We start from the raw sequence: 22,394 nt of genomic DNA, 5'->3' as shown, positions 1-22,394 counted from the left end.
AGACAAGATTATGCGCATAGCCATCATGGCCGCCGGCGGTGTCGGCGGATACTTCGGCGCCCGCTTGGCGGCCGCCGGTCACGACGTCCACTTCCTGGCGCGCGGCGCCCATCTGAAAGCCATCCGCGAGGGCGGCCTGCGGGTCACCAGCGACAAGGGCGATATCCACCTGAAGGACGTTTCCGTCACAGACGATCCGGCCGAGATCGGCCCGGTCGACACAGTGATGTTCGCCGTCAAATTGTGGGATACGGAGGCCAGCGCCGACCAGTGCAAGCCGCTTCTGGGTCCCGACACCCTGGTCGTGCCGTTCCAGAACGGGGTGCGCAGCATCGGCGTTCTGAGCGAACGCCTGGGTGCGGCGCATGTTGCCGGCGGCGTCGCCCATATCGCCGCGGTCATCGGTGAGCCGGGCCTGATCAAGCACACCGGCACCATGGCACGCCTGACCATCGGCGAGCGCGACGGCACGGTCACCCCGCGCATCGAGGCGCTCAAGGCCGCGTTCGAGGACGGCGGCTTCGACCATGCCGTATCGCCCGACATCAATCGCGCGATCTGGGAGAAGTTCATCTTCCTGTCCTGCCTGAGCGGCCTGACGTCCCTGTGCCGCCAGCCGGCGGGCCCGATCCGGGAAAACCCGGACTCCCGCGCCCTGTTCGAGGCGGCGATCCATGAAACCGCCGCCGTCGGCCGCGCCGAGGGCGTGCCCCTGCCCGAGGGCACGGAAGCCAAGACCATCGGCTTCCTCGACGGCCTGCCCGCCGTCATGAAGGCCTCCATGTTCCACGACCTGGAAGCCGGGCGGCGGCTCGAGTTGCCCTGGCTGAGCGGCGAAGTGGTCCGCCTCGGCCGCAAGCACGGCATCCCGACGCCGGTCCATGCCGCCGTGCTGGGCGCCCTGACCTTCTACGCCGACGGTGCCTGAACACGACCAACGAACTCTGGGAGGAGAACCGCCATGTCCACCCTTGAAAATTCGGCCCTCTGGCCGTTCGCGAAATACGCCGCCGGCCTGTCCCCGGACGATCTGCCGGCGGACGCCCTGCACGCCGCCAAGCGCTGCCTGCTGGATTGGTTCGCCGCCGCCCTGCCCGGCACGGTGATCGAACCGGCGACCCTGCTGACGGCGGCGTTCAAGGACTGCATCGGGCGCGGCGGGGCCAGGCTCTATCCCTCCGGCGACACGACGGACGCCCGCACGGCGGCCTTCATCAATGGTGCCGCGTCCCACACCGTTGAATTCGACGACATCTACCGCAACGCCCTCTACCACCCGGGCGTGCCGGTGATCTCGGCGGCGCTCGCCATCGCCCAGGCACGGGGCGTCAGCGGCGCCCGGCTGCTGACCGGCATCGTCGCGGGCTACGAGGTGTCCAACCGCCTGGGCGCCGCCGCCAACCCGGCCCATTACGAGTTCTGGCACACCACCGGCACCATCGGCACCTTCGGGGCCGCCGCCGCCGCCGCCAACATCCTGGGCCTTTCGGCGGAACAGACCCTGCATGCCCTGGCCAATGCCGGGACCCTGGCGGCGGGTCTGCAACAGGCCTTCCGCGCCGACGCCATGGCCAAGCCCCTGCACGGATCCCATGCGGCGGAACGGGGCGTCACGGTGGCGCTTGCCGCCGAACAGGGCGTCACGGGTGCCCCCGACATCCTGGAAGGCCCGCGCGGTTTCGGCAACGCCATGTGCCTGAACGGCATGAACGAGACTCAGCCGGATTGGGCCCAGGCCGCATCGACCCTGGGACAGGACTACCTGATCAAACAGACCACGACGAAGAACCATTCCGCCTGCGGCCATGTTCATGCGGCGGTCGACAGTGTGCTGCTGCTGGCCCGCGAGCACGGCCTGAAACCCGCCGACGTGAAGGAAATCCGCGTCGGCAGTTACCAGAAGGCCGAGGAAATTTGCGGCAACACCAACCCGCAGACGGCGTTCGAGGCGAAATTCTCCCTGGTCTACTGCTGCGCCGCCGCGCTTTTGTGGGGCAGCGTGCGCATGGCGGCCTTCACGCCGGAGCGCTTGCAAGACACGGCGGTCCGCGACCTGATGACCCGCATCACCCTGACCACGGACCCGGAATGCCAGGGCAATTTCCCCGCCCTGCGCTCCGCCAAGGTCGAGATCGAAACCACCGACGGCCGCGTCGTCAGCCATTACGCGCCGACCCGCAAGGGCGATCCGGACGCACCGCTGAGCGATATGGAGCTTGAGGACAAATACCGCGATCTGGCCGGCGCCGTGCTGGGGCCGGACGGCGCCGAAAGCCTGCTCGCGGCCATCTGGTCGATCGACGACATGGGCAACGCCCGCGACCTGGTCGCCGCCCCCGCCCAGGCCGCGCAATAGCATGGCACGGGCCAACACGCCGCGCCTGGGCTTCATCGGCTTCGGCGAGGCCGGCCCCCTGATCGCCAAGGGTCTGCTGGCCGCCGGCCTGCCGGCGCCCATCACTGCCCGCGACATCCGCGAACGTCCGGCGGTCGATGGCGTGACCATGGCCGCCAGCATCGCCGACCTTGTCGCCGCGTCGGACATCATCCTGTCGACCGTGACGGCGACGGAAGCCTTGGAAGTCGCCCAGGAAGCCGCCCGCACCTTGACAGCAGGGCAGATCTACATGGACCTGAATTCGACCTCGCCCATGGTCAAGCAGGCCATCGCCGAGGTCGTCAATCCGACGGGAGCGCGCTTCGTCGAGGTCGCGGTCATGGACGGCGTGCCGGGCAAGAACGAGAAGGTGCCCATGCTGCTGGTCGGTGCCGCCGCACAGGACGTGATCGAAGCCTTCGCGCCCTACGGCGTCAACATGCGTGAATTCGGCACGGAATACGGCCGCGCGGCCGCGACCAAGATGTTCCGATCCGTCCTGGTCAAGGGCATGGAAGCCCTGTTGCAGGAATGCGTGCTGGGCGCCGAAACCTACGGCGTGGCCGACGAGGTCTTTGCATCGATGAACCGCAGCTACGCCGGCAAGAATTTCGACGACCTGGCGCATTTCCTGATCGGCCGCACGGCGATCCACGGGGCTCGCCGGGGCCATGAACTGGAAGAGGTCGCCGACACCCTGCGCGCCATCGGCTACGAGCCCTTCATGTGCGACGCCGGGGCCAAGCGCCTGAAATGGCTGTCCGAGTTCGGGTTCAAGGAAGACTACGGCGATGACGCGCCGGAGGATTACCGCGAGGTCTTCGCCGAGTTGCAGAAGCGGCGCGGGTCCACCGGCCCCTAGTCCCGCATGGACCCCATCAGCCTGATGATCGTGATCAGCATCGGCAACGTGGTGGCCTGGCTTGCCGCGATATACACCAAGAACGGAACCCGCGCCCTGTTGCGCAACGTCATCACCTGTTCGGCCGGCGCCATCATCGTCAGCTATCTGGCGTCACTTCTGATCCCCGACTTCCAGGCGGTCTGGCTGCTCCTCAGCGCCTTCGCGGGGGCCGTCGCGGCGCTGTTCATCCGGTGGCGGCCTTCCCCCGCGCCCTAGGCGACCGGGGCCGGCACGGGAATTCCGTATGTCTCCAGCAAGGGCCGCATGCGGTCCATGATCTCGGGATGCAGGGCGACGCCCTTGGCGCTCTGTTCCGCGAACGTCGCGGCGGCCCGGTCACCGGGCACCCGTACCGGCCTGGCCGGATCACACGGCACGGCGGCACGGCACAGATCGGCGAGCACGCCGGTTTCTTGCGTGAAAGCATCGGCCCCCGCGAACCCCCTGGGGTCGATCAGTTGCAGATAGACCGCGTTGCCTGCGGGCGGCTTGTCCGATGCCCGGCCAAGCCCGGCCAGGCCCGAGGTCAGGGCCTCGACCAGCAGCCCCAGGGCAAACCCCTTGTGCCCGGCCTCGTCGCCGCCGGCGGGCCGGATCGCCCCCGGCGGATCGGTCTTGAGGACCGCTGGATCGTCGCTAACGTTGCCGTCGGCGCCGACCAGGGCCGGGAACGGCAGCTTTTCGCCCAGGCGCTGGGCGCGCTCGATCGCACGGTTGGTCACGGCGGCGGCGCTGGTGTCGATCAGGATCGGATGATCCCGGCCCGGCATGCCGACGGCGAAGGGATTGGTGCCGATCACCGGCGACGCCCCACCGAAGGGAGCGACCGCCCGGGTGGTCGGGGCCGAGGCCGCGACGATGGCGAAATAGCCCTTGAGCGCCGCCCGCCGGGCATAGGTCGCGAGGCAGGAAATGTTCGCCGTGTTGCGGATCGCCATGCCGACCATGGGGCTGTCCTTGGCGCGGGCGACCGCCAGATCGAGGGCGCGGATCATCACCCACTGCCCCGGCAGACCCTTGCCGTCGAGCACCAGGGCGGATCCGTTGTCGATGACGATTTCCGGCTCGCCCCCTGTCGTGGTCTTGCCGCCCTCCATCGCCGCCAGGTAGGCGGGCACGAATTGCAGGCCGTGGGTGGAGTAGCCCAGCAGGTCGGCCTCGACCAGGATATCGGCCATGGCCTGGGCCACGGGAGCCGACGCCCCCGCCTTTTCGAACAGCGCCCGCGCGGCGGCGGTCAGGTCCTGGGCAGCGTAACGCGCCGTCATGACATCAAATCCCGGCCAGGGCGTCGGGGCTGGGCTCGATCTCACCCGCCTCGATGCGTTTGATGGCCGCGACGATGCCTTCGTTGGCGGGCACGGCGATGCCGTGGGCCTTGGCCTTCAGCGCGACGAAGCCGTTGAGGAAATCAATCTCCGTCGGCCGCCCCTTGACCATGTCCTGGGCCATGGAGGGACGTTGTTGGTCCGACCGCTTGGCCCGCCCGTCGAGCAGCGATTTGTCGCAGGCCGCCATGGCGTCCGCATCACCTTTGCCGGCGGCCAGCACCTGTTCCGGCGTCATACCCAGGAGCTTTTCGAGCGGATGGCCCTCGGCCATCGCCACCTCGACCGCTTCCGCGCCGATGCGGATGCCGAGCCGTCGGATATGATCGTCCGTATCGCAGGCGTTCGACGCCATGCCCGAGGCGGCGGAAATCGGATTGCGCATGCAGTTGACGATCAGCTTGGACCAGCGTTCGCCCATCAGTGTCGTCGTCACCTTGGAACTGTCGACGCTGGACAGGATTTCGGCGATCCGCTCGACCCTGGGCGTGACGCTGCCGTCCAGTTCACCCGCGCGGAACACGACGTGTTCCTTGCCGCCCAGCTTCACGTTGCGGCGCACGGCCCCCGGCTCCCACATGGAGACGGAGATCGAGGACGCGATGCAGCCGACGGTCCGTTCCGCGCCGACGACACCGGCGATGGTGCCTTCGTTGATGCCGTTCTGCAGGGACACCATAAAGCCGCCGTCCGCCAGATAGGGCAGCATGCGTTTGGCGGCGGCTTCCGTGTCGAAGGACTTCACGCAGATGAAGATCACGTCGAACGGGCCGATCTTTCCCGGCGGCGGCAGGTCGCGGTCGAGCACGGCATTGCAGACGACCGTGAAATTTTCAGGCTCCGTCAGGCCCGACAGCTTCAGCCCCGGGTCGCGCATAAGCGCGACATGCTCGGCCCAGGGATCGATGAGCGTGACGTCCCGCCCATCCCGGGTCATGTAGCCTCCCACGTAGGCGCCGACAGCACCCGCCCCGTAGACCGCGATGCGTTCCGTCCCCGCCATGGCCGCCCCCTATTCCTTGTCGAGGGCGGCGAGAACGGCCTTGCCGAAGCCTTCGGTGGAGTTCTTGCCGCCCAGGTCGGGCGTATGGCTGGCGGGATCGCCGAGCGCCAGTTCCACGGCCTTGAACATGGAGGCCGAGGCCTGCGCCAGATCGTTGCGCGAGGTCCGCCGTCCCAGTTCTTCCAGCAGCATGGCCGTGGACAGCATCAGCGCCGTCGGATTGGCGATGCCCTTGCCGGCGATGTCGGGGGCCGAACCGTGCTGCGCCTGGGCGAAGACATGGCCCTTGCCGGCGTTGATGGACCCGGCGAGGCCCAGGCTGCCCGACAGTTCGGAGCACAGGTCCGACAGGATATCCCCAAATGCATTCGTGGTGACGATGACGTCGAAATCCTGCGGCCGCTTGACCAGATGGGCCGTGGCGGCGTCGATGATCAGCTCCTCCACCTCGACGCTAGGATAGTCCTTGGCCACGTCCATGACGGTCTTGAGGAACAGGCCGTCGGTCATGCGCAGCACGTTGGCCTTGTGCACGGCGGTCACCTTCTTGCGCCGTTCCATGGCCATTTCGAAGGCTTGGCGCGCGATGCGCTCACAGCCCTGGCGGGTGATCTTGCGCACGGAAAGGGCCACGTCCTCGGTCGGCATGAATTCGCCCGATCCCATGAACATGTTGCGGTCGGCGTAGAGGCCTTCGGTGTTCTCGCGCACGATGACCAGATCCATCTGCTTGATGACGGACGGCACGCCCGGCCGGGTGCGCGCCGGGCGGATGTTGGCGAACAGGTCGAACACCTTGCGGAAGGACTTGGACGGGTTGACGCCGCCCTCGGCCTCGGACGGGTATTCGAAGGACGACACCGGCCCCAGGATCACGCCGTCGGCGGCGTCGCAGGCGTCATAGACGGCCTGGGGAATGGTCTTGCCCTCGGCCTTGAGCGCGCGCATGCCCGAGACCATGGGCACCAGTTCGATGTTGAGGCCGAAACGGTCGTCGAGTTTCTGCAACACCGGCAGGGTCGCGGCCATGATCTCCGGCCCGATGCCGTCGTTTTCCAGAACGATGAATTTCATGCGTGGTGTTTCCTTCGTGTTTTTTTATGCCCGACGTTTCACGCCTGGGGAAATTTGCGAAACCGGGTCGTGCCGTCGCGTTCCAGCTGGTTGACCAGATTGATTTCCCAGCTCAGGTACTGCTTCATGGCGCCCTCCTGGGCATCGTCCATGTCATAGGGGCGGTACCATACGTCGTTGGTTTCGTCGGCCATGTTGGTGAAGCCGGTCTGCATCTCCTTGCGTGCCGCCTTCCAGGCCTCCGTGCCGTCGACCAGCACGGCGACGTGCCGTCCCATGGCGCGCAGTTCGGATGCGGTCAGTTGCGCCAGCACGCCGTCGGGCGAGGTCAGGACGGTATAGCGGGCATCGGGGATCTTCTTGATGCTGTCCTTCATCCGTGCGCGTACGGCGAACCACGCCCCCGGGATATGGCCGTCGCGATAGGTCAGGCTGTCGGCCAGATCGATGACGACGCAGACCTTGTCGGCGATCATGCGTTCCAGCCCTTCCACCGTGACCGTTTCGGCGGCGGCAACGTCGAGGCCGTAGATCTTCGGCTTATGCGCGCCGCGCACCAAGGGCTGCCCGTCCAGGGCGTTTTCCAGCACGTAAACCTCGGGCCAGCCCATCTGGACCAGCCAGCTGGCCGTCATGGTCGCGCGCACGCCGTCGTCATCGACCAGCACGATGCGGGCCCCCAGGACGGCGACGTAGCGGTCCCAGGCCTGCACCAGTTGCCCGCCCGGCGCGTGGCGGCTGCCTTCCAGATGCCCGGCCGTGAATTCCTCCGGATTGCGCACATCAAGCACATAGGTCGTGCGCCCGCCCTCGGCCCGCCAGGCGGCAAGTTGGTCATGGTCGCAGGTCGGCACGCCGAACCGCTTGGCGACCCGCTCGCGCACGGCCTTGGCCTTGGCCTGGGCTTCCTCGGAAAGCTGCTCGGGAAACTTCCGGTCATTGCCGTATTCCAGCTGAAAACCCGCCAGGTGCCAGCCCATGGTGCCGTTTTCCAGGGCCACGACCTTGTTGGGAATGCCTGCGTTGATCAGCGATTGCGCACCGATGATCGAGCGCGTGCGCCCGGCGCAGTTGACCACCACGGTGGTATTGGGATCGGGCGCCAAATCGTGAACCCGATAGGCCAACTCCGCCCCCGGACAGTCGACGCCCATGGGGATGTTCATCTTGTGGTATTCGGACATGGGACGGGAATCGAGAACCACCATGTTCTCGCCCCGATCCATCATGGCCTTCACTTCCTCGGGCGGGATGCGCGGCGTGTCATAGGTATGTTCGACGAATTCGCCGAACGCCTTGGACGGCACGTTGACGCCGGAAAACACCTCGAACCCGGCCTGATCCCAGGCGTCGAGCCCGCCGGCCAGGATGCTCACATCCGTGTAGCCCCAGGCGATCAGGCGTTCCGCCCCCAACTTGACCAGATGGGCGTCGGCCTTGCCTTCGGAGCACAGCACGACGGGTGTGTCCTTCCTGGGCACGAAATCGTCGATGCGGGTTTCCAGATGGCTGAGCGGACAGTTGACGGCGAACAGCATGTGGCCGTCGCCGAACACGCCCCATTCGCGCAGGTCCAAAATGGCGACTTCCTCGCCGGACAAAATCCGGTCGCGAACGTCTTCGGCTTCCAGGGGAGTAGCTTCCGTCATGTTCACTTAACTCGCTTTCTTGAATTTCTTTTTCAGGTGCGGCATCAGGCCGCCGTCGGCGACGATCTGCATCAGGTGCGCGGGCACCGTGTCGCATTTGTAGGTTTCGCCCTTGGTCAGGTTACGGACCTCGCCCTTTTCCATGTCGACCTCCAACTGATCGTCCGTCGCGATCTTGTGCGTTTCGGCACAGACCAGGGCGGGCACCGCCAGGTTGAAACAGTTGCGATAGAAAATGCGGGCGAAGGATTTCGCCAGGATGACGCGAATGCCGCAGGACCGCATGTATTGCGGCGCCCATTCGCGGCTTGATCCGATGCCCAGATTTTCGTCGGCGACGAAGATGTCGCCTTCCTTGCAGTTGGACGCGAAGGTCGGATCGAGGTCCTGCAGGCACTGCACATATCCCTCTTCCGGCTTCGCGCTGGTCAGGGCCGAAATCGGCGCCAGCAGATCCGTGTCGATATTGGCCCCGAATTTCCAGGCCTTACCTTGCTGTATCATTTTGTCGGTCCCTTCGGTCAGAGCATGTCGCGGGGATCGGCGATCTGCCCGGCGACGGCCGAGGCCGCCACCGTATAGGGCGACGCCAGGTAGAGCTTCGACGACTTGGGACCGGCCCGGCCGACGAAGTTGCGGTTGGTCGAGGAAATGCCCACGGCATCCTCGGCCAGCCGCGCGTCGCCCAGCCCGATGCAACCGCCGCAGCCCGACGGCAGGATGATCGCACCCGCATCTTCGAGGATTTTCATGACGCCTTCGGCGGCGGCCAGTTCACGCATCTTGATGGTCGAAGGCGCGACCAGGAACCGCGTGCCCGCCGCGACCTTCTTGCCCTTCAGAACCTGAGCGGCCATGCGCAGGTCTTCCAGCTTGGCGCCCGTGCAGGCGCCCAGATAGGCCTGATCCAGCTTCACGTTCTTGTAGTTGCCGACGTCGTCGGCGTTTTCCGGGCTGGACGGTGCCGCGACCTGCGGCGCCAGGGCGTTGCCGTCGACGGTGATGCGCTTGGCATAGACGGCGTCGGCGTCGGACTGCCAGTCATCCGCGTTCACGCCGCTGACACCCCAGGCGGTGAGCAGTTCCATGGTCTTGGCGTCGGGGGCGATGATGCCCGTCTTGGCACCGATCTCGGCCGCCATGTTGGTCAGGGTCATGCGGTCCTGGGCGGACATGCTGGCGACCCCGTCGCCGCAGAATTCCACCACCTGATAACCGAAACCCATGATGCCGTGGTCGCCGCAGATTTTCAGGATCACGTCCTTGGCGGCGACGCCGGGGGCCAGCTTGCCGGTCACCTCCATGCGCACGTTTTCCGGCACACGGACCCAGATGTCGCCCGTGGCCATGACGCCGGTGATTTCCGTCGCCCCGACGCCGACCATGAAGGCGCCGAAGGCGCCGGCCGTGGTCGAATGGCTGTCGGCACCGACGCAGAACATGCCCGGGCGGACATAGCCTTCCTGCGGCAGAACGATGTGGCAGATGCCCTGGTTGCGGATGAAGTGCTTGACCTTGTGGCTTTCGCACCAGGCGTCGCAGATGTCCTGGACGTTCTTACTTTCAGGCGTATCCAGATTGACGTAGTGGTCGGAAATGACGACCAGCTTGTCCATGTCCCAGACGGGCACGCCCAGCTCATCCAGCTTTTTCCCGGACGTGCGCGGCCCCGACGAATCATGGACCATGGCCAAGTCGACATTGCAGGTCACAATATCGCCAGGCTTCACCGTTTCCTTGCCCGAGGCGCGGGCGAGGATCTTTTCACTTATCGTTTGGCCCAAGGTGGCATCCTCCCAATGGCATTATTATTAAAAGAAATGCCCCCCTTCTGCCTCTAGATTACCCCCGCTTTGCGCAGTTGGGCGAGACGATTCTTATCGTATCCCAGATCGGAGAGGATTTTTTCCGTGTCCTCCCCCAGCGGTGAGGCCGGTCGGGCCGGCGTCGGAGTTGCCGAGCGCACGGGCGTATCGATCATGCGGATCGGGCCGTGCCCCTCAAGTTCCAGTTCCTGGATGATGCCCTGTTCGGCGACGAAGGGGTTGTCCAGCGCCTGCGCCAGGTCATAGACCGGCGACGACGGCACGGCGCCGGAAAACGCCTCGAGCCATTCCTCGGTCGTGCGCTCGCTGAGCCGCTCATCCAGAAGTTCCTGCACCAGTTCCCGGTTGGCGAGGCGTTCCTTGAAACTGCGGAAACGTTCGTCCTTGGCCCAATCGGGCTCGCCGATGGCCTTGCACAGGGCCGGCCAGAATTTCTCCTTGTTGCACATGATGTAAATCCAGCCGTCCTGCGTCCGGTACAACTGACAAGGCACCAGCGACGCATGGCCCGAGCGCGCCGTGCGGCCCTGGACATGGCCCGAATTCAGATACCAGGTGGCGGTATAGACGTTCAGCATATGCGCCATGTGGAACAGCGACGTATCCAGGTCCTGGCCCTTGCCCGTGGCGCGCGCGCTGACAATCCCGGACGAGACGGCAAAGGCGAGCGCCAGGCCCGTCGCCAGATCGACCACGGACAGGCCCATGCGGGTCGGCGGGCTGCCCGGCTCGCCGGTGACGGAGAAATGCCCCGCCTCGGCCTGCATCAGGAAATCGAACCCAGGCCAGGCGGCGCGCGACCCCGTGCGGCCATAGGCCGACAGGTGCGCGCAGACGATCCTGGGATTGGCGTCTTTCAGGTGCGCGTAGGTGATGCCCAGCCGTTCGGCCACGTCGCCGCGCGAATTGCTGGCCACGGCGTCGGCGGTCTTCACCAGATCCAGGAACACGGCCATGCCCTCGGGCTGCTTCAGGTCGAGAGTCAGGCTTTTCTTGTTGCGGTTGAAGGAATGCCAGAACTGGCTTTCGCCGTTCTCGAAATAATGCGGTCCCAGGGCACGGGCGTAATCGCCCTCTCCCGGGGCTTCAATCTTGATGACCTCGGCCCCCTGGTCGGCCAGGAACTGGGTACCGAAGGGACCGGCGCCGTATTGTTCGACGGCGAGGATGCGCACCCCATCGAGCGGCAGGCCGCTCATCCCTGGGCCCGTTCCGTCAGCTGCCGGGCGATGATGATGCGCTGCAGCTCGTTGGTGCCTTCACCGATGCACAGCAAGGGCGCGTCGCGGAAATAACGTTCCACGTTGTATTCCTTGGAATAGCCGTAGGCGCCGTGGATACGCATGGCCTCGATGGCGTTTTCCAGGGCCGCCTCGGTCGCGAACAGCTTGGCCATGCCGGCCTCCATGTCGCAGCGCTGTCCCTTGTCGTAGGCGCGGGCGGCGCTGTCGACCAGCAGGCGCGCGGCCTCGACCCGGGTCGCCATGTCGGCCAATTTGATCTGGATCGACTGGTGTTCGGCGATGGGCTTGCCGAAGGTCTTGCGGTCCAGGGCATAGGCGACGGCGTCGTTCAACGCCGCCCGGGCAACGCCGACGCCGCGCGCGGCGACGTTGATGCGGCCCAACTCCAGCCCGCCCAAAATCTGCTGCAAGCCCCGGCCCTCGTCCGGGCCGATCAGGTTGGTCAGCGGCACGCGGGTGTTGTCGAACACGACCTCGCCCGTGTCGATGCCCTTGTAGCCGAGTTTGTGCAGCTTGGAGGTTTTATAGCCCGCGTCCTTCTCGACCAGGATCAGGCTCATGCCCTTGTGCCTGGGCTCGGTCTCGGGGTCGGTCTTGGCGAGAACGGCCAGGAAGTTCCCTTCGACGCAGTTGGTGATCCACATCTTGTTGCCGTTGAGGACGTATTCATTGCCGTCCTTCTTCGCCGTCGTGCGCACGGCCTGAAGGTCCGTGCCGCAGTCGGGCTCGGTCAGCGCGATGCCGCCCCGCATTTCGCCCGACGCCATCTTGGGTAGCCAGTAACGCTTCTGGTCCTCGGTGCCGAAACGTTCGACCGCCGCCGCGGCGATCAGGTGCGAATTGAAGATGCCCGACACGGACATCCAGCACGACGCCACCTTCTCGACGATCTTGGAATAGGTCGAAGCCGACAGGCCCAGGCCGCCGTATTCCTCGCCGATGGTCGCCCCCATCAGGCCAAGTTCGGCCAGCTTGTCGGCGATCTCGCGGGGGTATTCGTCCGCCGCCTCCAGCTTGTGGGCGTAAGGCCGCACGTCCTGTTCGATGAACTTGTCGACGGAGTCGAGGATAAGGCGTTCTTCCTCGCTCAAATCCTGGGGGGTCGCCGCGTCGGGGGCCATATTCCTCATTTCCTACTAGTAGTTCGCTTTGTCGTCGACCGCATGGCCACGTTTGGGGATCAGCATGGTGCGCTCGAAGCTCATGACGACCTTGCCGTCCTGCTTGGTCGCCGTGGTGCGGATGGTGACGATCCCCTGGGTCGGGCGCGACTTGCTTTCGCGGATCGCCAGGACCTCGCTTTCCGCATAAAGCGTGTCGCCGACGAATACCGGAGCCGGCATCTTGATGTCGGTCCAGCCCAAGTTGCCGATGGCTTTCTGGCTGACGTCGGACACGCTCATCCCCGCGACGATCGACAGGGTCAGGCAGGAATTGACCAGCGGCCGGCCGAACTCGCTTTTCGCCGCGTATTCCTTGTCGAAGTGCAGCGGGTGCTGGTTCATGGTCAAGAGGGTGAACCAGGTGTTGTCGCTTTCCGTGATGCTGCGCCCGGGGCGGTGTTCGTAGACGTCGCCGATCTTGAAGTCCTCAAGATAGCGGCCATAGGCCTCGCGGTATCGGTTGGGTCCGACCTGTTTTGCTTCGGCAACCATTGACTAGTTTTCTCCGTGGCTAAGGGCGAGGACCGAGCGCAGGCTGTTCGCCTCTTCGAGCGACAGCAACGCACCCGCGAATTTTTCCATCCCGGCTTCCGATAGATAGGGCGCGCAAAGGCCGTCGAACTTGGCGCGGAATTCCGCCTGGTTCATGAAGTTGGCGGGCTCGCCCTTGGGGATTTCGACGAAACGCTCATGGACCTCGCCGGACTTCATGCGGATCGTCGCCTTGCCCGCCATGTTGTCGGGGAAGGCCGCCTCGGCGTCCGGATCGACCACGGTACTGATACGTTTCGCCAGGGCCAGGGTGTCGGCGTCGGACAGATGAGTCTTGTAGTCGTCCCACACCATGTTGCCCGTGCGCAGCACCACGGCGGCGCAGAACGGCATGGAGAACTGGCCGTCGACGATGGATTTCGGGTTCTGCTTTTCCGCGTCCGAATTGCCGACGATCTTCCAGCCCGTTTCCGGCACGCCGATGGTGGCGCTGTCCACGTCGTCCGCCGTGATCCCGTATTCCCCGGCCAGCTGGCGGATGGCGTCCATCGCCGCATGGGTATAACGGCAGCTGGGATAGGGTTTCACGCCCAGCGCCATGGTTTCCCAATACTCGCCCAGGCCCGCCGCCGCCTTGTCCAGGTCGGCCTTGGGCGACAGGGAATGCAGGAAGCCCCATTTGCCTTCGATCGCTTCCTTCGGGCCCTTGAAGCCCTCCGCCGCCATGGTCGCGCAGGTCAGGCCGTTCTGCGCCGCCTGCCCGACGTGGGACCGCTTGGTCCAGGCGCCGTCGGCGAGGAATTGCATGGAGCCCGCCGCCTGAGAGAGGGCGATGCCGAGCGCACTTTCGATGCCGTCGGCGTCGAGGCCCAAAATCTTGCCCGCCGCCGCCGCCGCCGCCATGACGCCGGTGGTCGCCGTGGGGTGATAGCCGCGGTCGTAATGGGCTGTCGGCACCAGGGCCTTGGCCAAGCGGATCTGAATTTCATAGCCGACGACGCAGGCGGTGATGACGTCCTTGCCGGACGCATCGGTCATTTCCGCCGCCGCCAGCACCGCCGGCACGATGGGTGCGGAGGAATGCAGCGAGGCTTCCGCATGGGTATCGTCGAAATCGAGGGAATGGGCGAGCGAGCCGTTGACCAGCGCCGCCGCCATGGGGGTGTAGCCGCGCCCGTCGCCGAGCACCGAACAATTGCCCGCGACCTGGCCCAGGCGTTCGACCGCGCTGACCAAACTGGCCGTGCTTTCCGCATCGTGGCGCGCGCGGACCATGATGCCGGCGACGTCGAGGATCAGAAGCTTGGTGCGGGCCGCGATCCCGGCCGGCAGCTTGTCATAGGTCAGGCCGGCTGCGAATTCAGCCAATTGGCGGGTAATGCCCGTCATCGTCCGGTTTCCTCCATGCGTTTTCACCGCGCCAGTTGCCGGCGCGGATTCCATTTCGAAGGGCGACTACACCACAAGATTTGTGATAGGGCTAATAGCAATATATGCATTATTAATCTGGATAAGAGATCAATCGTCATGCTGCCCATGACCCTGAAACAATTGGAGATTTTCGTCGCCGTGGCGGAGCAGAACGGCTTTCGCCGGGCGTCGGAACGCCTCAACCTGAGCCAATCGGCCGTGACCGCCCATATCAAGCTGCTGGAATCCCATCTGGGCGTGCCCCTGTTCCACCGCACGACGCGGACGGTGCGCATGACGGAGGCCGGAGAAAACCTGTATCGCCGTGCGGGCCGCGTCCTCGAAGGGCTGGAAGACATCGTCCGCATCTTCCATGACGAGGCCGCCATGGGCCGGGGCCGCGTGCTGCTGACCTCGGCTCCCAGTTTCGCCGCGACACGCCTGCCCGCCATCCTCGCCAGGTTCCAAGGCCGCAATCCCAACATCACGGTCCATGTGCGCGAAGCCTACGCCACGGACATGCTGGACATCCTGCGCCGGGGCGACGCCGACTTCGCCATCGGGCCCGTGGAAAAGGTGCCCCGGGAATTCGAATTCCGCCAATTCCTGGCCGACGGCTACTGTGCCGTCGTCACGGCGGACCATCCTTTGGCGGGGAAAAAAGACATTCCCCTGACCGCCCTCGCGGATGAAACGATCCTGGCCCTGCCCTTGCCGTCGCGCACCCGCATCCAGGTCGAAAGCGCGTTTCAGTCCGTCGGCATGACCTTGACGCCGCATTTCGAGATGCTGCACCACCAGACCCTGATTTCCATGGCGGAACAGGGCCTGGGCGTCGCGATTTTGCCGGAAACCGCCGTGCCGCTCGCCAAGGACGGCGCCTACTGGGCCGCCCGCATCAAGCACCCGCAGCTGACCCGGCGCATCGGCATCATCACCCTGCGCGGCCAGACCCTGGCGCCGGGGGCACGGGAACTCGTCAACTTGATCGCCGGAGGAAAAGCGAAGCCTTAAGGCCGGACCGTCAGCAGACCGCTTTAATGGCAAGCGCGACGTAAACAACGGCAAAGGCGATTGGCACTCCGGATTCCACCCAGGCAAGGGACCTGTAGATTTTCGGATTCTTTCCGTAGTCCAGAGCATCCCACTCGGCACGCCAGAAAGGCGAAGCAACCAAACGCCGTTCGATGGCGCCAATCACCTTATATTTCGCTGAGTTCAGCGACCGATAATAGCCGAGCAAGACATACCAAACGGCGCACATGGATACTGCGAGAGAAAAGAACGCGATCAGAACAAACTGGTCGCCGATTTCTTTGTAAAGCGCCCCCAATGCGCCCAAGACAGCGGTATGGAATGCCAAGAAAAACGTGTTTGCGCCGCTGCGGCGGTCGCTGATCCGCCAGGCCCCTTCGTGACAGACCTTGTAGATTTCTACGATTTGCGATTTGTCGGTCGGCTGCGGTGCGCCCGCGTCGTTCCACAGCCTCCGTTCAATATCGTCGAGTTCGTTGTTTTCCAACTTGCCAGCCTTACTGTCTACGTGTCATCTGCCTGGGCATTCTGCTTTTCGCTGGCGCGCGCAACCATGACCGCGAGTTCCTTGCGCCAGTCGGGAGCGTTTTCGTCCATCGTCTGCGTCGCATTGACTGTCTTGGCGTACTCGCGACTTGCGACCGTCAGGAATTTTCGAGAATTTGCGATGAAGCGATCCAGAATTTCGAGAACCCGTTCGTAGTTCTGTGCGTCGATTGCCTCGTTGAGAGATTGCCGCGAATTAAAGTACTCAGGCCACATGCCGAGCATCTCTTCTCGCTCCTGCTCACTTTCGAACTCAAAACTGGCCAGCGCGTTGAGCGCGACATCCAGCTTGTCCAACTTTGCGCAAAGTTCCATGTGATCAAGTTCGTTTTGTAGGCTTTTTGCCTTCCCATACGCATCGGTAAGATCGACCCGGGACAGCGCACTCCAAATCCGGTTCATTGCCGGCTCAACGATTGACCAGCGGAACCGACGCGAATAATTCAACATCATCACGATGTTCAAAAGCTTATCGAACTGCGCGTTGTTGAATTGGAATATATCCGTCCGGGAAATCGCCGTCGGGTCTTCGATGAAGATGAGATAGAACCCCACCGGGATGCCGTTGCGCCTATCGATCCGCGAAATCACAGGCCAGAAGTTCTTATTGTTGAGTTTCAGGGGCGTTAGAACCCGGGTGTACGTTCCAACCAACTTGTCATCCTGGGCGATGTTCATGATATCAAGAGGCAGGGTCTTCAGGTTTTCGCGCGTTTCAAGTTGCTCGATGAAATGACGCCATGTGAGCCTGTATCTCCCCTGAATACCCAACATGGGCAGCAAGGTTTCCGACACATGGACCTGGGCCGGCTCAAAATTCAGGACCAATTCCTCCTTCCCGCCACCCACGGGACGGACTACCTGCATCTGGTCTTCATAGCTCTGGACATTGCTGATTTCGATCGGTGAGATGATAAGCCGCAATTGGTAGAATTCCGGCTCAATAATCGTTGGTATGAACTGCACGATATCGTCGGTGATGAGGTTGCACAGACCGGCTGGATCGTCCTCACCCGGCATATAGTTCACATGATGATATTGGGACTGATAGAGCAGCTTGCGCAGGAATTCAGAAACGGTGTTCTTGTTCATTACTTTCGGTTCGATACCGGAAAGCATGAAAGGACTTTCGGTCACGCCTTCACTGCGGAACCAGATTACCTTGCTGGCGCCATAATCACGTGACCCCCTGAACAACCCGATTTCGTAGCCAATGGCGGTCAGGTTCTGGGCCGGATCCGTATGTAGAAGGATCAGCAGATCAGACGACCGGACCTCGTCGTGAATCCACCGCATGTATTCCGGATTGGCCTTGTCGGTGAAGATATGAACGCTGATCCGGCGGCCGCTTGCCCGCTCGATCTGCTTCTTGAACTCCTTAGCCAGCTTTTCATCCGCTTCGCGAAAGCAAATGAAGATAGAGAACTCGGTGGCAATCACATCACCGGGCGGCGCCTCGAAATCGTTCACTCATCCCCCAATCCCGCCCCGAACGCCCACCCTGTTCTCCAGGCATGCGTCTCAACGGCGGCACTCAAAACACTCCCTGTTTATATTATGATAAACAAATATAATTTTGATTGAAACGCTTATCAGACAGGCGCTAGAGCCCATCATCTTGATACGGAAGCGGTGCTGATAGACGAGGCGACTTGCCGTCCCCAAGTCGGCAGGTCACATTAACCTAGGCCGAACGCCCTGGCCCATTTGAGCGACGCCTTGGTCGCGCCCGGCTTGGTCTTGTCGTGGGGCGCGTATTCGCAGCCGAGCCAGCCTGTGAAGCCCAGGCGGTCGCACAGATCGAACACGAAGGGATAATTGATTTCGCCTTCGTCCGGCGGGGTGCGGCCCGGGTTTCCCGCGATCTGCACATGCAGGATGGACGGCAGGTGCGCCTCGAAGGTGCGCGCCAGGTCGCCTTCCATGATCTGGGCGTTGTGGAAATCGTACTGGATGCCGATGTTGGCCGATCCGGCCGCCTTGACGCTGTCGACGACGTGCTGGGCTTCCTTGGTCGTCTGCACCAGGTACCCCGGACGCGCGACCGTGTTGATCGGCTCGATCAGCGCCGTCAGCCCGGCGTCCGCCAGCACCGGGCAGGCCCATTTCAGGTTGTCGATGAACACATCGAAGCCGGCGCGCCGGTCCCAATCGCCCGATTGCCATCCCGCCAAGATATGCAGATAGGTCGTGCCCAGCGCCTTGGCGTAGCCGACGGCCTTGCCGATGGTGTCCTGGAATTCGCCCTTGCGCCCCGTCAGCCCGGCAATGCCGTATTCGCCGTCGTGTTTGCCGGGGGGTGAATTGAACATCAGGAACTCGATCCCCGCGGTCTTGCAGGCATCCGATAACGCATTCGCGTCGTGGCCGTAGAGCAGCGGGCATTCGACGGCGGTGAAGCCCAGGTCGCGGACCAGTTGGAAACGCTCCAGCATGGGTACTTCCTGGGCCATCCAACCGATGTTGGCGGCGAAACGGGGCATAGGGCCCTCCCCGGCCTGGACGCGCCCGGGCGCGCCGGTTTCAGATTCTAGAGCGCGTCGTTGTCCTGTTCGCCGGTGCGGATGCGCACGGCGCTTTCCAGGTCGTAGACGAAGACCTTGCCGTCGCCGATCTTGCCGGTGTTGGCGGCCCCCTTGATGGCCTCGACCACCTCGGCCGCCTTGTCGTCGGCGACGGCGATTTCGATCTTTACCTTGGGCAGGAAGTGGACCTGATATTCCGCGCCACGGTAGATTTCCGTCTGCCCGCGCTGGCGGCCGTATCCCTTCACTTCCGATACGGTCATCCCTTCGACGCCGGCGGCGCCCAGCGCCTCGCGGACGGCGTCCAGCTTGTGCGGTTTGATCACCGCCATGACGAACTTCATGTTGCCTCTCCTAATGTCTTAGCGTTTGCCGTTGTTCCCGGCTTGCGGGCGGAGCACCGCTGCTCCGCCCTTTATAGCACGTCAGTCGAGCCTGTACGCGGTCTCACCGTGGTTGGTGATGTCCAGGCCTTCCAGTTCATCGTCCTCACGCACGCGGATTCCGCCGGTCAGCCCGGCCGTGATCTTGACCAGAATGAAGGTCGCAACCGCCGACCATGCCACGGTGGCGGCCAAGCCCAACGCCTGCACGCCGAGCGCGTCGACCATGGTCTTGCCTTCGGGCAGGCCGAGGCCGCCGAACATGGGCGCGCAGAGGAACGCGACCAGGATGGTGCCGAGCGAGCCGCCGACGCCGTGGACGGCGAACACGTCGAGCGAGTCGTCCAGTTTCCAGGCCGTCTTCACGATCTGCACCATCTTGAAGCAGACCAGCCCCGCCGCGACGCCGATGATCAGCGCCCCGATGGGACCGACGAAGCCCGAGGCCGGGGTGATGGTGGCGAGCCCGGCGATGGTGCCGGTGACAAGGCCGACCAGGGACGGCTTACCGTACTTTTTCCATTCGATCAGCATCCACACCAGCGACGCCGTGGCGGCGGCGATATGGGTGACGGTCAACGCCATCCCGGCCGCCCCGTTGGCCGCCAACGCCGAACCGCCGTTGAAGCCGAACCAGCCGACCCACAGCATGCACGCACCCATGGCGACCATGCCCGGGTTGTGCGGCGGCGACACCTCGTTCGGGAATCCGTGCCTGGCACCCAGCGCCTTGACAATGACCAGCGACGAGATCCCCGCCGTGGCATGCACCACCAGACCGCCCGCGAAATCCATGACGCCCATCTGGGCGAGCCAGCCGCCGCCCCACACCCAATGGGTCACCGGCGCATAGACGACGATCAGCCACAGGGCGGACAGGATCAACACGGCGGAGAACTTGATTCGTTCCACATAGGCGCCGACCATGAGCGCCGGGGTGATGATCGCGAAGGTCATCTGGAACGCGAAGAACACGTTCTCGGGGATGGTGCCGGACAAGGCCTCCGTGCCGACGCCGGCCAGGAACATGCGGGACAACCCACCGACCAACTGGTTGGCCCCGGCGCCGTCCGTGAACGACAGGCTGTAGCCGATGATCAGCCACAGCACGCTCATCAAACAGGCGATGGCGACGCAGTGCATGAGCACGCTCAGCACGTTGCGCGACCGCACCAGCCCGCCATAGAACAACGCCAGCCCCGGCAGGGTCATGAACAGAACCAGGGCGGTCGCCGTGATGATCCAGGCCGTGTCGCCGGAATTGAGCTGATCGGCGGCAAAAGCCGCGTCAGGCGTGAAAATTGTCAGAAGAACGGCCACGAGCGCGAATACCGGCGCGGCCTGCCGGTGCAAGAACTTGGACATGACACTCCCCATCGTTGGGTTAGGGTTTGCTTCGATGCAATTTTTTACGCGCCTAACCGGGCCGGTGTGACGGACCTGACGGGGCGGGTTGATCCCTCCTCGCGCCGGTCCCCGGCCTCTCGTTCTTAAAACCTTGGTGGCCCCGATAATGCCCGACGTCTTTGGCGATGCAAGGCCTAATTCCGGCCTTGGGCGCCTCCCCCGCATGCAGGCAATTCAGAAGCGGTGCGGCTTTCCGCGGAACGCGGGTCAGCGGGCCTTGAAAGCCGGTTTCTCCTTGGCCAGGAAAGCCCGCACGCCTTCCTTGTAGTCCTCGGAATCGCACAGCACATAGCTTGACTTCAGCTCTTCCGGGCTGATCTGCGCGGGCCGCAGCAGGCGGCGCAGGATCTTTTTCGATCCGCGTGCGGCCAAGGGTGCCCCCTGGGCGACGCGCCAGGCAACGGTTTCCGCCTCGTCGTCCAGTTGGTCCGCCGGCACGACCCGCGTCAGCAGGCCCTTGGCATAGGCCTCGTCCGTCTCCAGAATCCGGCCTTCCAGCAGCAGTTCCATGATAACCGCCGCCGGCACGACGGCCAGCGCCGCCGCCATTTCCGGATAGGCGAAGGCATGGCCCAGACGGTTGATGGGAATGCCGAAGCGCGCCCCCTCGGCGGCCAGACGCATGTCGCAGCAACAGGCGATCTCGAACCCGCCGCCGGTACAGGCCCCTCGGATCACCGCTATGGTCGGGTGCTTCAGGTTTGAGAATGCATGCAGCGCATCGGCGACGATCTTGCCGTAGGTTTCAGCCTGATCGGCGCTCATGCGCGTTTCCGGGAATTCGGAGATATCCGCCCCGGCGGCGAAATGATCGCCCATGCCGGTGACCAGCACGCAGCGCAGGTCGTCGTCCGCTTCGAGTTCCGCCGTGACCTCGCCCAACCGCCGCCAGGCGGCCAGGTTCATCGCGTTTCGCTTGTCCGGATTGTTGATGATCAGGGTCGCGATGGCGCCCTTGCGTTCCAGGCGGATGATGTCGTCGTTCATGGCGTGGTCTTCTTCTTTAGTCTTTTAGTCTTCGGCGTTGAGAACCCGGACCGGCGAACCGGCCATCCAGGCTTTGATGCATTCGACGGCTTCCGGATACATCACTTCGTAATTTTCCCGGATCACATAGCCTGTGTGGCCGGTCAGCACGGTGTTGTCGAGCTTGCGCAGTTCGTGGTCGGCGGGCAGCGGCTCGACATCATAAACGTCGATTCCGGCCCCCTTGATCGCATTGGCCTTGAGGGCGGCGATCAGCGCCGCCTCGTCGATGATCGGCCCGCGTGAGGTGTTGACGATGTAGGCCGAGGGCTTCATCAGCGCCAGTTCCGCCGCGCCGACCAGACCCGTGGTCCGTTCCGACAACAGGACATGGATGGTCACCACGTCGGATTGCTTGAACAGGTCTTCCTTGGAAACGCGCGTCGCATTGCATTCGGCGGCGCGTTCGTCCGTCAGGTTTTCCGACCAGGCGACGACCTTCATGCCGAGTGCGTTGCCGAGCGCGGCCGACTGCGCGCCCAGCTTGCCCAGGCCGATGACGCCCAGCGTCTTGCCGCGCAGGCCGACGGGAAAGCTCTCCTGCCAGCCGCCGGCCTTCATGCAGCGGTCTTCCTTGGGGATTTCCTTGGTCACGGCGAAGATCAGGGCCCAGGTCTGTTCGAACGCCGGATAGGGCAGGATCGCCGTGCCGCACACGGTGATGCCCATGGCCCGCGCCTTTTTCATGTCCCAGGCCAGGTTGCGCATGCCCGTGGTCACCATCATCTTCAGGTCCGGCAGCTTTTCCAGCTGCGACGCCGGAAAGCGGGTGCGCTCGCGCATGCCGACCACGACGTCGAAATCGGCCAGGGCCTTGGCCACGCGGTCTTCATCGGTCTGTAGGAATTCATTGAAGGACGTGACCTCCACGTCCGGGCCCAGGCTGTCCCAATCGGCAAGCTCCAGGGCCACGTTCTGGTAGTCATCCAGGATGGCGATGCGGGTCATGTTCCGTTTCCCTTCGTTTCTTGGTGTCCGGCCATGCCGGATTCGTTAGGGCCA

The 22,394-nt window shown here is 64.0% G+C and carries 22 protein-coding genes; 5 read left to right on the top strand and 17 right to left on the bottom strand.

The window, feature by feature from the left end; all coding sequences use genetic code 11:
- Positions 1-10 precede the first annotated feature (10 nt).
- The 4 genes from RJ527_14850 to RJ527_14835 are packed head-to-tail and all read left to right on the top strand — an operon-like array spanning position 11 to position 3,497.
- The gene (locus tag RJ527_14850) at positions 11-928 is read left to right on the top strand and encodes a 2-dehydropantoate 2-reductase (protein ID WND75302.1); all 918 of its coding nucleotides are present in this window, start codon (positions 11-13) and stop codon (positions 926-928) included.
- A 33-nt stretch (positions 929-961) separates the two neighbouring features.
- A complete protein-coding gene (locus RJ527_14845) occupies positions 962-2,356 on the top strand; it encodes an MmgE/PrpD family protein (protein ID WND75301.1) in 1,395 nt (464 codons plus the stop codon).
- 1 nt (position 2,357) lies between these two features.
- A complete protein-coding gene (locus RJ527_14840) occupies positions 2,358-3,239 on the top strand; it encodes a DUF1932 domain-containing protein (protein WND75300.1) in 882 nt (293 codons plus the stop codon).
- A 6-nt stretch (positions 3,240-3,245) separates the two neighbouring features.
- Positions 3,246-3,497 carry a hypothetical protein gene (locus RJ527_14835; GenBank protein WND75299.1) on the top strand — a complete coding sequence of 84 codons (252 nt, stop codon included), beginning with the start codon at positions 3,246-3,248 and terminating at the stop codon, positions 3,495-3,497.
- On the opposite strand, the gene RJ527_14830 is transcribed toward RJ527_14835, so the two are convergent.
- The 10 genes from RJ527_14830 to RJ527_14785 are packed head-to-tail and all read right to left on the bottom strand — an operon-like array spanning position 3,494 to position 14,449.
- The gene (locus RJ527_14830) at positions 3,494-4,549 is read right to left on the bottom strand and encodes an Ldh family oxidoreductase (protein ID WND75298.1); all 1,056 of its coding nucleotides are present in this window, start codon (positions 4,547-4,549) and stop codon (positions 3,494-3,496) included. The genes RJ527_14835 and RJ527_14830 overlap by 4 nt on opposite strands.
- A gap of 4 nt (positions 4,550-4,553) precedes the next feature.
- A complete protein-coding gene (locus RJ527_14825) occupies positions 4,554-5,612 on the bottom strand; it encodes a 2-dehydropantoate 2-reductase (protein ID WND75297.1) in 1,059 nt (352 codons plus the stop codon).
- 9 nt (positions 5,613-5,621) lie between these two features.
- The gene (locus RJ527_14820; protein WND75296.1) at positions 5,622-6,686 is read right to left on the bottom strand and encodes an isocitrate/isopropylmalate dehydrogenase family protein; all 1,065 of its coding nucleotides are present in this window, start codon (positions 6,684-6,686) and stop codon (positions 5,622-5,624) included.
- A gap of 38 nt (positions 6,687-6,724) precedes the next feature.
- Positions 6,725-8,335: a rhodanese-like domain-containing protein gene (locus RJ527_14815; GenBank protein ID WND75295.1), complete on the bottom strand. Its 1,611-nt coding sequence runs from the start codon at positions 8,333-8,335 to the stop codon at positions 6,725-6,727.
- A gap of 6 nt (positions 8,336-8,341) precedes the next feature.
- Complete coding sequence (locus tag RJ527_14810; protein ID WND75294.1) at positions 8,342-8,839, bottom strand: 3-isopropylmalate dehydratase; 498 nt, start codon at positions 8,837-8,839, stop codon at positions 8,342-8,344.
- A 17-nt stretch (positions 8,840-8,856) separates the two neighbouring features.
- Complete coding sequence (locus RJ527_14805) at positions 8,857-10,119, bottom strand: aconitase/3-isopropylmalate dehydratase large subunit family protein (GenBank protein WND75293.1); 1,263 nt, start codon at positions 10,117-10,119, stop codon at positions 8,857-8,859.
- A gap of 53 nt (positions 10,120-10,172) precedes the next feature.
- A complete protein-coding gene (locus RJ527_14800) occupies positions 10,173-11,360 on the bottom strand; it encodes a CoA transferase (protein ID WND75292.1) in 1,188 nt (395 codons plus the stop codon).
- A complete protein-coding gene (locus tag RJ527_14795; GenBank protein WND75291.1) occupies positions 11,357-12,526 on the bottom strand; it encodes an acyl-CoA dehydrogenase family protein in 1,170 nt (389 codons plus the stop codon). The genes RJ527_14800 and RJ527_14795 overlap by 4 nt, the downstream gene beginning before the upstream one ends.
- 15 nt (positions 12,527-12,541) lie before the next feature.
- Positions 12,542-13,060, bottom strand: coding sequence for a MaoC family dehydratase (locus tag RJ527_14790; GenBank protein WND75290.1), 519 nt, complete (start codon positions 13,058-13,060; stop codon positions 12,542-12,544).
- Between the two features lie 3 nt (positions 13,061-13,063).
- Entirely contained in the window at positions 13,064-14,449 is a 1,386-nt protein-coding gene (locus RJ527_14785; protein ID WND75289.1) for an MmgE/PrpD family protein, read from the bottom strand.
- 138 nt (positions 14,450-14,587) lie between these two features.
- Here RJ527_14785 and RJ527_14780 point away from each other — a divergent pair, with 138 nt between their 5' ends.
- Complete coding sequence (locus RJ527_14780; GenBank protein ID WND75288.1) at positions 14,588-15,484, top strand: LysR family transcriptional regulator; 897 nt, start codon at positions 14,588-14,590, stop codon at positions 15,482-15,484.
- A 10-nt stretch (positions 15,485-15,494) separates the two neighbouring features.
- Here the strand turns inward: RJ527_14780 and RJ527_14775 are convergent, their stop codons facing one another.
- The 7 genes from RJ527_14775 to RJ527_14745 all read right to left on the bottom strand — a co-directional run bounded on the left by RJ527_14775 (position 15,495) and on the right by RJ527_14745 (position 22,340).
- The gene (locus tag RJ527_14775) at positions 15,495-15,992 is read right to left on the bottom strand and encodes a hypothetical protein (protein ID WND75287.1); all 498 of its coding nucleotides are present in this window, start codon (positions 15,990-15,992) and stop codon (positions 15,495-15,497) included.
- A gap of 17 nt (positions 15,993-16,009) precedes the next feature.
- Positions 16,010-17,521 carry a hypothetical protein gene (locus tag RJ527_14770; protein ID WND75286.1) on the bottom strand — a complete coding sequence of 504 codons (1,512 nt, stop codon included), beginning with the start codon at positions 17,519-17,521 and terminating at the stop codon, positions 16,010-16,012.
- 209 nt (positions 17,522-17,730) lie between these two features.
- Positions 17,731-18,534, bottom strand: a complete 804-nt coding sequence (locus RJ527_14765) for a TIM barrel protein (GenBank protein WND75285.1) — start codon at positions 18,532-18,534, stop codon at positions 17,731-17,733.
- Positions 18,535-18,581: 47 nt separating this feature from the next.
- Positions 18,582-18,920: a P-II family nitrogen regulator gene (locus RJ527_14760; GenBank protein WND75284.1), complete on the bottom strand. Its 339-nt coding sequence runs from the start codon at positions 18,918-18,920 to the stop codon at positions 18,582-18,584.
- An 81-nt stretch (positions 18,921-19,001) separates the two neighbouring features.
- A complete protein-coding gene (locus RJ527_14755) occupies positions 19,002-20,324 on the bottom strand; it encodes an ammonium transporter (protein WND75283.1) in 1,323 nt (440 codons plus the stop codon).
- A gap of 249 nt (positions 20,325-20,573) precedes the next feature.
- Positions 20,574-21,353: an enoyl-CoA hydratase-related protein gene (locus tag RJ527_14750; GenBank protein ID WND75282.1), complete on the bottom strand. Its 780-nt coding sequence runs from the start codon at positions 21,351-21,353 to the stop codon at positions 20,574-20,576.
- A gap of 24 nt (positions 21,354-21,377) precedes the next feature.
- Positions 21,378-22,340 carry a D-2-hydroxyacid dehydrogenase family protein gene (locus tag RJ527_14745; protein ID WND75281.1) on the bottom strand — a complete coding sequence of 321 codons (963 nt, stop codon included), beginning with the start codon at positions 22,338-22,340 and terminating at the stop codon, positions 21,378-21,380.
- Positions 22,341-22,394: the final 54 nt, after the last annotated feature.

Source organism: Thalassospiraceae bacterium LMO-SO8 (assembly GCA_031655335.1).
Taxonomy (GTDB): Bacteria; Pseudomonadota; Alphaproteobacteria; order Rhodospirillales; family Casp-alpha2; genus UBA1479.
The sequence above is the reverse complement of the archived record's forward strand: the minus strand, read 5'-3'. Positions and strand labels throughout refer to the sequence as shown.